This is a genomic window from Streptococcus sp. 27098_8_148, assembly GCF_041432105.1.
Taxonomy (GTDB): domain Bacteria; phylum Bacillota; class Bacilli; order Lactobacillales; family Streptococcaceae; genus Streptococcus; species Streptococcus parasanguinis_AE.
The window spans coordinates 1-11,637 of record NZ_JAPVYY010000002.1 but is presented as its reverse complement, the minus strand read 5'-3'; the positions used below and the strand labels follow the sequence as shown (position 1 = coordinate 11,637).

The window sequence follows — 11,637 nt, the reverse complement described above, 5'->3', positions numbered from 1 at the left end:
TTCTTACCTCTTTTGATCAAAATATTCTACCATGACCTCGACAAACTTCTCTGCTACAGGAGAGAGATCCATCTCTTCTCGTTTGACATAGACCATCTTATTGTCCAGGTTATCTTCCAAAGGAATCACGGTAATGCCATTCACGGACTGGCTATCCAAAAAGCCTGATCCCGTCGCATAAGCATCTGTCCGTTCCAAGATTCCATTCAAGGTAGCCCGGTCGGTCACATTGAACATTTGGGAGCTCGAGCTGGTATCGACAAAGTTCTCTGAATAATAGAGGTACTCATCTTTTTCTTGGGTAAAACGAACAGTTGGCAACTGAGCTAGATCTTCCATGACCAGTTTTTTCTTCTTAGCCAAAGGGTGTCCTTTGCGAAGGTAAATATGAGTCTGAAAAGGAATCAAATCTACCACTTCAAGCCCTAATTTATCGACCCGTTGCATAATTCCCTTGGTATTTTGACGGTTGAGATAAATAATCCCCAACTCACTATGCCCTTGAGCTACTTCGTCCAAAATTTGAACCGTCGTTGATTCAAAGATGCGGAAGTTTTTATTTTCCGGATAGCGGATTGAGAATTCTGTCATCAAAGGTGGCAAGAAGTCATAGTGCTGACTAGAAATGGAGAATTCTTTCTTCTCTTCTTCGGGACTGGCGTATTGATTTTGAAAAATATCAAACCCTTTGACAACGTCCTGCGCTTTTTCATAAAATTCCATTCCCCGACGGGTCAAAAAAGTCCCAGAACTGGTCCGACGAAAAATCTTAAACCCTAGTTCTTTTTCCAGATCTCTGACGGAAATGGACAAGCTAGGCTGACTCACATACATTTTTTCAGCAGCCTCACGAAAAGTACCACTATTGGCAATCGCCACTACATATCGTAATTGTTGTATATTCATTCTATTTTCCTTATTACAGTATCGATCTATTATACCATAAATTAGGGGCTGAAAGAAGAGAGGCGTTTAAGAGACCCTCTTCTAGTAAAAATAAAAAAGAGAGTGGGACAGAAATCGGTAATTCGTTAGAATTCGATTTCGTCGTCCCACCTCCGCACAGTTGAGTAGGGCTGTAAAAGCTGATGAAATCAGCGTAGTAGAGCCCACTCAACCACTGCGTCTTGCTCTACAATCCAAAAATAATTGAGAGGCTAGGACTTTTGTCCCAGCCTCTTATACTTATTCAATCACTTGGCTTTCGGCTACTTTCTTGTACCAATGAGCCGATTTCTTCGGATAGCGCTCTTGGGTTTCAAAGTCTACATAGAAGAGACCATAGCGTTTTTCGTAACCATTAGACCAAGAGAAGACGTCCATGAGAGACCAGATGAAGTAACCTTTGACATTAGCACCATCTGCAATCGCATCCGACAAGACTTCCAAGTGTTGTTTCACATAATCAATCCGGCCATCGTCATAAACCGTATTGTCCACAAACTCATCTTTGTATCCAAGTCCGTTTTCAGTGATGTAGATCTTCTTGTAATTTGGATAATCTTTCTTGACACGCATGATTTGATCATACAAACCTTGAGGGTAGATGATCCAGTCCCAGTCAGTACGAGGTACATAGTCAGGAGCTACACGACGTCCAACACCTTTGATTTGGTATTTAGAGCTTCCTTTTTCCCCTTTACCATTATGAATGATTTCTGTTTCGCCATCAAAGGCTTCCATCCAATCACTCATGTAGTAGTTAATTCCAAGGAAGTCGTTCAAATCTTTAGCTGCTTCAAGTGATGCAAAGTCTTCGTCCCGAAGATCCAGACTACCACCATTAACTGAAAGAATGTGGTTTACCCCTTCCATGGTTGCATCTGAATAGTGTCCGAGGTAAGTCGCATCCAAGATAAACTTGTTGTGGATGATATCTTCCAACTCAGCAGCACGTACGTCTGCAGGATTTTTAGGATCCAATGGATACTTAGTTGGAAGTGCGTGAACAACCCCGATTTCACCTTTATAACCTTTGTCTTTGTACAATTTCACAGCACGTGCATGAGAAACCATCATATTGTGGTGAGATTGGAAGACTTTGGCAAGGTCATATTGAATACCTGGTGGGAATTTACCAACCAAGTATTGACCATCACCGATTGGGCCAATTTCATTGAAGGTTGTCCAGTAGTTGACTTCTGGGAATTCTTCAAAACAGAAAGCAGCATAATCTACAAAGTGTTCGATATTTTCACGATTCAAGAAGTCTCCATTTGAGTGAAGAGCTTCAGGAGTATCAAAGTGGTGAAGAGTTACGAATGGTTCTACATGACGTTTATGGCATTCTGCAAATAACTTATGATAGAATTCTACCCCTTTTGGATTGACTTCACCATAGCCAGTTGGGAAAATACGTGACCAAGCAATAGAAATACGAATTCCGTTTACGCCATATTCTTCCGCCAACTGTAAGTCTACTGGATATTTATGGTAGAAATCACTCGCTGGTTCAGCAGTATACCAATAGTTGTCTGCTAAATATTTATCCCATGCAACAGGTCCTTTACCGTCTGTATGAGTCGCACCTTCTGCCTGATAAGCTGCAGTTGCGCCACCAAAAATAAAATCTTTAGGAAGTGTTTTTGTCATATTTTCACCTATTTCTTGATTGGATAAAATGAAAAGCGAGGGGAGAGGAGTTAGTGAGCCATCCATCTCCATCTCACTTTTTAGTTCTTATTCTTCAAATTGAGCTTGAACAAAGGCTAGAGCACCTTTTCCATCACGGGTTAACTTGATGTACTGAGCACCTTCTGTCTTCGCCAATTTGATGCCTAGTTTATCTGTTTCAGCCTTCATATCTTCGAAGTTGGAAGCAACCTGAGGCGCCAAGATAACAAGGTCAAATTCTGGCAACATTTCACGGTGGGCTCCATAGCCACCTGCTGCAGCTTTAACTGGAACTTTATACTCTTCTGCGGCTTTATTCAAAGCATTGGCAAGAAGACCACTTGTTCCTCCACCAGCACAAAGAACGAGGACGTTTGTTTCTTCAGTAATTGTATTTTGTGCTGAATCTACTCCAGCTTTTTCAAGAATAGCATCTGCTTTTGCAGTGTTAAAGTTTGCAGCTACCTTTTCTTTTAATTCATCATTAGTTTTACCTGAACGTTCTTCTTCAAGAATTTGTTCATCATAAACCTTGAGGAATGGATAGTAGATAACAATATCTACTACAATTAACAATGCTGCAAGAGCGAATGATAAGAACTGGAAGTTTGTACCAAGAACAATACCAAGAGGTCCTGGTGTAGTCCATGGAAGGTTGGCAGTAAATGAGTTCATGCCAAGTGTTTCAATAAAGAACTTAAAGATCCATACGTTTGCAATTGGTGCAAAGATGAATGGGATAAAGAAGATTGGGTTCAAAACAAGTGGTGCACCAAACAAGATTGGTTCGTTTACACCAAAGAATGTAGGAACTACTGAAGCGCGTCCAATAGCACGATTTCGTTTCGATTTACATAACCACATAAACATGAACGGAACAACAAGAGTTGCACCAGTACCACCCATAGTGACGATGAACATTTGTGTACCAGATGTAAGGATCTTATCAGCGTGCATACCTTGTTGAAGGAGGTTCAAGTTGACTTCGGCATTTGCATAAGTGATCGCTGCAATCGCAGGCTCAACGATAGATGGGCCGTGAATACCAATAAACCAGAAGAATGCAAAGGCACCGAAAATAATCGTAATACCAACATAACCGTCTGCTGCTGAGAATAGTGGAGCAAGAAGGGTACCGATTGATTCAGCAACCGTTACATGAAGGCTTGCTTTCACAACTAATTCAAGTGCATACAAGAGTACAACTGACAATGTAAATGGAATCAGGTCTTTAAATACTTGTGAAATATTTGGTGGAACCTCGTCTGGCATGCGAATCGTCACATTATTTTTCACACAGACCTTATAAACATTAACGGTAACAAAGGCTGCAATGAAGGCTGTCAACAGACCTTTTGTACCCATGAAGGCTGTTAAGAATCCACCTTCTTTAGCAGGTTCGGCAGCCATGAGCAAGAAGCCAACCATAGAAGCCAACATTGTAGAAATGAAGTTGATTTGGTTAGTTGCTGGAAGGTCGCGGTTCATTGAATCAGTCAAAGCCTTAGCCGTTGTACCACCAACGAAGAAGGCCAAGATGCCCATAGAATAGCTATATGGAGTCATCAAGAAAGTTTCAATATCTTTAGACCAATGGAATCCCCAAGCGTTTGGTACATACGCAATTAGGATGAAGATAGATGAGAAAAGGATAACAGGCATCCCTGCAATAAAGCCATCCCGAATCGCTCGCAAATATTTGTTTCGAGAAATCTTTTCAAAGAAAGGTTTCCCTTTTTCAATCAGTTCAATCAGTTTATTCATTATTTCGCTCCTCTTTTATATAGTTCAATCAGATGGTGAATCACGTCTTTTAATAGGATTGTTGTCATGAGATGGTCTTGACCATGCATCATGGTAATGCTATAGGGGATTTCTTCTCCTGCTGCTTCATGCGCTAGCATGGTCGTTTGAGATTTGTGAGCCTCAGCGATACAAGACCCCGCTTCTTCTACTAAGGATTCTGCTTTAGCAAAATCACCATTTTCAGCAGCTTTTAAGGCTTCCACTAATTTTGATCGAGCGTCACCGGCATAAGCGACAATTTCAAACCCAAGTAATTGGACTTCTTCTTTATTCATGTTGGTTCCTCCTTATGATACCTTTTGAAAATTTTTATAATAGACGTTGAATATGAAGGGCTAAATAGACTTTTTCATTAGGAGATATCTTGGCTCCTGTCTGTTCAGCGATGGTTTGGTAGATTTGATGACTAATCTCATAAGCCTTTGGATAACTTAGCTGAATCAGTTGTTCCATCTCGCTCAAACCTTCTGGATCTTCTCTTCCCTTATCTAGCGAATCTAGGAAATAATTGAGATGGATCATAAAGCGATCATAGAAATGACTGTTTTCTTCTTTCCGTTTCAATCCATTTTGAGCTAGTTTTTCTTCTACAGCTTTCAAAATAACTTGTCGGTCCTGAACATCTGGATCTTGCTCATGAATCATTTGCCCTTGTGCATTAATGAAATGATAAGCGATGCGATTCACTTCATCGTCAGGAAATTGATCCAAGAGCCGCTTTCGAAAGATCTCAATCGCTTCTTTTGCGATTTTATAGGGAATCGGATGCATAGCAGACACATCAGGAAGGTCACTGTATTTATATCTTCCCTGTTGAACTGCCTGGTAAGAACAAAAGATGTGATCTGTTAATGTCACATAGATATATTCTTGAACAGGATAGGCATATTTCTTAGACAAGGTATCAATCACTTCATAAGTGGTTGTAATGAAATCAAGAGGAACATTCTTTAGAAGGGCCATAAAGTTTTCTCTTGACTCATCCGTGTTTAAACGAAATACTTTTTCGACCTTATCATCAGCTACTAGATCATTTTTCTTTTTCCCAAATGCAATCCCACTCCCAATAACAATCAACTCTTGTTGTAGTTCATTTTGAACCAAAGCAACATTATTGTTCATTGGATGGATAATACGATACATGAGGCTCTCCTTTGTAAAATTTGTTAAAAGCAAATAAAAATGACCACGAAGCAACTGAAAAAACTAGCATACACTAATTGTTCAGTCTACTTGTGGTCACGCCTAATCTAACTTAGTAACGCTCACTGCTATTCAACTTATAAACTTATTCTATCATAAACTTTTTGTTTTGTAAACCCTTACAGCGAAAATTTTTAAACATTTTTTTATAAAAAATAAACAAGACCTTGAAATAATGAAGAGGCTGGGATAAAAGTCCTAGCCTCTCAATCATCTTTGGATTGTCGAGCAAGACGCAGTGGTTGAGTGGGCTCTACTACGCTGATTTCATCAGCTTTTACAGCCCTACTCAACTGTGCGGAGGTGGGACGACGAAATCGAATTCTACCGAATGACCGATTACTGTCCCACTCTCTAACTGTTGCTTTAGGAGGCAATCATCATTGAATCTTATACGCGTTCTGTCCAAGGTGTTGCTACTTTATCCAAGACTGCGTTCAATTCTTCAATATTTTGACGCCCTTCTGTACGAAGCCATTCACGAGCAGCTGCTTCTCCATCTTTGATGTAAGCTTCTACTGAACCTGCCCATGTCGCACGTCCACAAAGAACGCCGTTGAAGTTTGCACCAGATGCATGAGCAAATTCCAAGGTTTCTTGGAAGAGTTTTGCAGATACACCTGCACTGAGGTAGATGTATGGAAGGTTGGTTGCTTCTTCTTGTTCTTTGAAGAAAGCAGCTGCTTCTTCACGACTATAGACAACTTCTCCTTCTCCAAATCCTTCCACGAAGTTCACATTAACTGGAACTTCCACTTTCAAGACATCGATATTGAAACGAGGATCTGAAAAGACTTTCATAGCCTCAATCACCTTACGAGGTTTCACTTTCGCATATTCAGCAGAGGTTGCATCTGCAATTCCTTCATCATAAGCCAAGATTTCAAGGAAGAATGGAATATCTTCAGCAGCGCATTCAGAACCGATGCGTTCGATATAAGCTTGTTTTTCTTGGTTGAGTTCATCTGCACTGTCTACATCATAGTAGAGCAAGAATTTCACAGCATCTGCGCCTTGTTCTTTGATGCGTTTTGCTGACCAAAGGTTCAAGCAGTCAGGCAAGCGTTTGGTGCTAGACGTATCGTAGCCTGTCTTTTCGTATGCGAGCAAGAGTCCTGCATCTTTGTCCAAGGCTTTTGTAGCAGGTAGACCATATTCTGGGTCCAATAACATAGATGAAGCATATTTTGTCAATTCATCAGCTACAAGGACTTTTAATTCTTCCATTTGTGCTACTGTTGGTTCTGTGTCTTGATATTTGGCCATCAAGCGTTTCAAAGCTCCACGTTGGTCGAAGGCCAAAGCTGAAATGACACCGTCTTTTGTGCTGAGACGTTCCAAATAGTTGCGTTTTTGTTCTGTTAATACCATTTTATACCTCTTTTACGATTAATTGTTGATACAAGGCATCATAGTGCCCCATGTTGACATGTCCTGTTTGTGCTTCTTGCGCATTTAACATTCCAAGAACATTTGCTTTCTTGAGCAAGTCTGCGTCACTCTCATGATGATAGAGACCAGATGCAATCCCTGCAACAGTCGAATCACCAGATCCGACTGGATTGACGACATCGATCTTAGGAATATCTACCTTATAGAAGACATCCCCATGCTTAGCGAAAGCGCCATTTGCACCAAGGGAGACAATCACCCATTCGATGCCATCAAAGAGAGAATCCTGAAGAACTTCTTTTAAATCTTCCACATTCTTACTCACTTCTTTTCCTAACAACTGTGATAATTCTTCATTGTTTGGTTTAATGACCGTAGGCTTGACAGCTGCTTGAATGGCAGCTTCTAAAGAAGCTCCCGAGCAATCAAGTACGACTGGTTTCCCAGCTTCCCTTGCAATCTTGACAAGGATAGCATAGTAGTCCACTGGTAAACCAGCAGGAAGACTTCCAGAGATGGCAACAACCTCTACTTGTTCAACCAAGTGACGATAATGGTCGAGAAAGTCTTGGCCTTCTTTCTCAGAAATGGTTGGACCTTTTTCTAAGATTTCTGTTTGCTTGCCTTCGTGAAGGATGGCGATACAATTACGTGTATCTCCAGCAATTTCAAAGAAACGTTCCTCTATCCCTTCTCCTAAATGATCGAGAATGAATTGCCCCGTCCGACCACCAAGTAGGCCAGTCGTTGCCACTGGATCCTTTATCTCAGAAAGTACACGAGTAACATTGAGACCTTTTCCACCAGCTGTCTTACTCACCTCAGCTACACGATTGACTGTATCCAACTGGAGTACATCCAAAGGATAAGAAATATCAATCGAAGGGTTCATCGTGACCGTTAATATCATACGTCACCTCTTAGTCGTGGTATTCACCACGGTCCCATTTTTCAAGGAATTCTGTAAAGAAATCAGCATCCGCTTGATGAGCATTATGGGTTTCCACATGTTGGATCTTAGCGATCAATTTTTTATTTTCTTCAGTTGGTTTGTATTCAGCGTGGATGAATGCTTCAATGATATCGCACATGAGCAATTCACCAGTAATTTTACCACCAAACCCGATGACATTCGCGTTCAATTCTTCTTTTGCATAAAGAGCAGTTGTCATATCGCGTACTAAGGCAGAACGGATACCAGGTACTTTGTTAACAGCATTGTTAATCCCAACACCAGTACCACAGATACAAACACCAAGATCTGCTTGGCCACTTGCTACGGCTTCACCGACTTTCTTACCAAAGATTGGATAGTGGGTACGTGTATGGTCATAAGTCCCAAAGTCGAGTACTTCATATCCTTTTGATTTCAAGAAATCAGAAACAGCCATTTTTTCATTTGTCACAATGTGATCACAACCAATTGCAATTCTCATTTGAATTCTCCTCTCATTAGCACATCTTATTCAACATATCGACACGGATTTGGTGACGGCCACCGTCGTATTTACCATTGACGAAGCCTTTGGCAATGTTCTTGGCCAATTCATCCCCAACAATTTCAGCACCCATGGTAATCATACGAGAATTGTTGTGGCCACGTGTCATATAAGCAGAACGTTCATCTGAAACTTCTGCTGCTACCATTCCTTTGATTTTAGTTGCAACCATAAATGGACCAGCACCGTAAGCATCAATCACGATTCCAAGATTTTGATCGCTTTTGTTCACTTCGCTTGCAACTGCAAGTGTCACATCTACAAAATCTTGACCTTCAGCAGTTACATCCACAACATCGAAGTTTTCTTTTACAAGAAACTCTTTCACGAGATCTTTTAATCTTAATCCTGCAGCATCTGCACCAATTACAATAGACATGTCCTGTCCTCCTTTTGTTCGTTTCAGCAAATATCCCTGTTGTTAATTTTTCACAAAGGAACATTTTCTTACTTTTGATATTATATTACACCTATTTTGAACGAAAGTCAACATTAAATTGTTTATTTTCGAACATTTTTTTAAAATAAAAACACCATATCCACAAAAGATATGGTGTCAATTTTCAAACTACATATGACGATTATTTTGCATTTGCAGCATATTCTTCGTTACGTTTGATCATTTGTTTTCTGTACCAAGCGAAGATTCCGATATAGAATGCCAAGAAGACAACTACACCAAGGATAGCTTTGATATCTCCAGTTGTAGCGTTACCGATTGTCCAACCGAGCAATTTTTCAACTGGTCCTTCAAGAGTTGAGTGAGTGATCAATTGAGTAGAAGCTACCCCTTTAGGGAAGGCATCAACACTCTTAGCCAATTGAGTTGCAAATGGTGCAATCAATGTACCTGAAAGAAGGAAGAGTGGCAAGAGAAGGCTTCCGAAGATGATCATACGGATCAATTTACCGCGTGTTACAACCAACAAGGCTGGAGTCACACCCATAGCGATGATACCTGCAAGTGGCAAGATACCATTTCCGACTTTAGAAAGAAGCACAGCTTCGATCAACATGATTGGTGCAAGTACGTTCGCACAAGCCCAGATTTCAGCACGACCAGCGATAAATGGCCAGTCCAAACCGATGTTGAATTTACGTCCTTGAAGACGTTTAGTAGCAACGTTTGTAATACCTTGTGACAATGGTTCTACCGCTGCGATGAACCAAGAACCGATCAATGAGAACAATTCCAAGCAGACACCGGCAGTCAAACCAAGGCTCAACCAACCTTTAATAACCAATTCCCATTTAGCAGCATCTGGGACACCAGCTACTGGATGTGGAGTACCCATGATACCGATGACGATACCAAGAAGGAAACCGATAAAGAATTTAGATCCCCAGAAACCGATCTTCTTGTTCAATTTAGCAGCGTCGAAGTCGTATTTATCAAGACCAGGGAAGAATTTGTCAAAGATTTTATCCAAGACCATGATGATTGGGTTCATCATGTAGTTCATGTGAGTTGAAGTCATAGGTGATGAACTTGGAGCATTCAACAAATCATCAAATGTTGGTTTCATCAAGTCTGAGTTGATGATTTTCATAATCCCTACAAGGACAACTGCAAGAGTTGCCAAGAAGAGTGATAAACCTTGGCTGACACCGTTGTTGTCAGCATACCATTTGATCAAAAGACCAGTGATAGACAAGTGCCAGATATCGAAGATATCGACGTCAAGTGTATCAGTCTTCTTGATCGCAAGCATGATAACGTTGACGATCAACATAATCAACAAGAAGTAAAGTGTCCAGGCAGACCCCCAAGTGATGGTCGCAAGAGGTGCCCAACCAACGTCAGTGATATTCAATTGAATACCTGTGTTCTCAACGAATTTTGCAAGAGACGCTGAGAAAGCTCCATTCAACATACCGATGATAGCACCGATACCAGTAAGGGCGATGGCAAGTTTAATACCACCTTCAAGGGCTTTAGAGAATTTCACTCCAAACAAGAGAGCCAATAAAGTCAAGACGATCAACATGATGATCGGAGCACCCATGTCTAGGATGGGTTTGAAAAACTTATTGGCAAAATCAATAATGCCATTCATAATAAATCCTCCCGATTTATAATTTGTTATATTAGGCTTTAATCGTTCCCAATTTTATCATTGGATAACGCTTACAAACTGTTTTAAAAAAATATTAACTTAATCCATGTTCTTTAATGGCAGCTTCGATGTTATCAAAGACTGGCGCACTCATCGCTGGAATACGGAATAAAATTGGTCCTGCTTCTACCACTGGAATACCAGGATCAAATCCCAAATCAGTTGCAGCAATTGGAGTAAAGATATCATAACCTGAAATCAAATCTTCATTGACATCTTTGACCATGACAGCGTCACAACGCACATCATAACCACGGTTTGACAACTCTTCTTCCAACGCATTCTTAATTTGGTGGCTAGAGTTAACGCCTGCCCCACAGGCAGCTAAAATTTTAATCATTTGGATGTCCTCCATTATAAATATTTACGAATGTTTTAGGAAATAGTTTCCGTTATGTATTGATAAAGCTTATCTTCACTATCTAATTTTGATAGAGCTTCGAGATTTCCATTGGAAGTAAAGAAATCCATCAGCTGGGCCAAAATATTCGTTTGGCTTGAGCTCGTATTATTGATAATAAAGAATAAGAGTGAAACTTGAACTTCCTTATCTGGAGCAATCATATTATGGAAAGTTACCGGTTGATCCAAACGAACCACAACCACATTCTCAGTGAGATTATGGACAATGTCTGTGTGCGGGATCGCCACATTTGGTAAGTCCTTACCAAGAAATTCCATGTCTAATCCAGTCGGGAAAGACTTTTCACGCTCAATCAAAGCGGAACGATAGGTTGGTGTCACAATCTGTCGCTCTTCCAATAAGCTTGCTACCTGCTCAAAGAGATCTGTTTGATCCTTGGCATGTAGGCAAAATACAAGATCTTTGTTAAAGAGTTGATTTAATCCCATTGTTGCCACCTCCTTATCTAACTATTTATTTTATAGCTTCAGTATATCACTATATTGATTGAGTGTCAATCATTTTTTGTCTAAATTTGTTTAATTTTGTTTGTATATCGCTCTAAAGCGCTTTCTATCCGTCATTTTCCAACATCATTAAATCA

Annotated in this window: 12 protein-coding genes; all 12 read right to left on the bottom strand. The window is 40.4% G+C overall.

Annotation, left to right across the window (positions count from 1 at the left end; all coding sequences use genetic code 11):
- Positions 1 to 3: 3 nt before the first annotated feature.
- Complete coding sequence (locus O3646_RS01415; protein WP_003001728.1) at positions 4 to 906, bottom strand: LysR family transcriptional regulator; 903 nt, start codon at positions 904 to 906, stop codon at positions 4 to 6.
- A 279-nt stretch (positions 907 to 1,185) separates the two neighbouring features.
- Entirely contained in the window at positions 1,186 to 2,592 is a 1,407-nt protein-coding gene (gene lacG / locus O3646_RS01410) for a 6-phospho-beta-galactosidase (RefSeq protein WP_272144204.1), read from the bottom strand.
- Positions 2,593 to 2,679: 87 nt separating this feature from the next.
- Positions 2,680 to 4,377, bottom strand: a complete 1,698-nt coding sequence (locus tag O3646_RS01405; RefSeq protein ID WP_023918364.1) for a lactose-specific PTS transporter subunit EIIC — start codon at positions 4,375 to 4,377, stop codon at positions 2,680 to 2,682.
- A complete protein-coding gene (locus O3646_RS01400; RefSeq protein ID WP_003007713.1) occupies positions 4,377 to 4,694 on the bottom strand; it encodes a PTS lactose/cellobiose transporter subunit IIA in 318 nt (105 codons plus the stop codon). The genes O3646_RS01405 and O3646_RS01400 overlap by 1 nt, the downstream gene beginning before the upstream one ends.
- A gap of 34 nt (positions 4,695 to 4,728) precedes the next feature.
- Positions 4,729 to 5,562: a PRD domain-containing protein gene (locus tag O3646_RS01395; protein ID WP_049472541.1), complete on the bottom strand. Its 834-nt coding sequence runs from the start codon at positions 5,560 to 5,562 to the stop codon at positions 4,729 to 4,731.
- Between the two features lie 450 nt (positions 5,563 to 6,012).
- Positions 6,013 to 6,993 carry a tagatose-bisphosphate aldolase gene (gene lacD, locus O3646_RS01390; RefSeq protein ID WP_155124826.1) on the bottom strand — a complete coding sequence of 327 codons (981 nt, stop codon included), beginning with the start codon at positions 6,991 to 6,993 and terminating at the stop codon, positions 6,013 to 6,015.
- Position 6,994: 1 nt separating this feature from the next.
- Positions 6,995 to 7,924 (bottom strand): tagatose-6-phosphate kinase, encoded by a 930-nt coding sequence (locus tag O3646_RS01385; RefSeq protein ID WP_023918367.1) that lies wholly within the window; start codon positions 7,922 to 7,924, stop codon positions 6,995 to 6,997.
- Between the two features lie 10 nt (positions 7,925 to 7,934).
- Positions 7,935 to 8,450, bottom strand: a complete 516-nt coding sequence (gene lacB / locus O3646_RS01380) for a galactose-6-phosphate isomerase subunit LacB (RefSeq protein ID WP_003002763.1) — start codon at positions 8,448 to 8,450, stop codon at positions 7,935 to 7,937.
- 16 nt (positions 8,451 to 8,466) lie between these two features.
- Positions 8,467 to 8,892: a galactose-6-phosphate isomerase subunit LacA gene (gene lacA / locus O3646_RS01375; protein WP_371610417.1), complete on the bottom strand. Its 426-nt coding sequence runs from the start codon at positions 8,890 to 8,892 to the stop codon at positions 8,467 to 8,469.
- 202 nt (positions 8,893 to 9,094) lie between these two features.
- On the bottom strand, positions 9,095 to 10,570 hold the full coding sequence (locus tag O3646_RS01370; protein ID WP_049474601.1) for a PTS transporter subunit IIC: 1,476 nt from the start codon (positions 10,568 to 10,570) through the stop codon (positions 9,095 to 9,097).
- 94 nt (positions 10,571 to 10,664) lie between these two features.
- Complete coding sequence (locus O3646_RS01365) at positions 10,665 to 10,970, bottom strand: PTS sugar transporter subunit IIB (protein ID WP_003002828.1); 306 nt, start codon at positions 10,968 to 10,970, stop codon at positions 10,665 to 10,667.
- Positions 10,971 to 11,005: 35 nt separating this feature from the next.
- Positions 11,006 to 11,482: a PTS sugar transporter subunit IIA gene (locus O3646_RS01360; RefSeq protein WP_023918370.1), complete on the bottom strand. Its 477-nt coding sequence runs from the start codon at positions 11,480 to 11,482 to the stop codon at positions 11,006 to 11,008.
- Positions 11,483 to 11,637 lie beyond the last annotated feature (155 nt).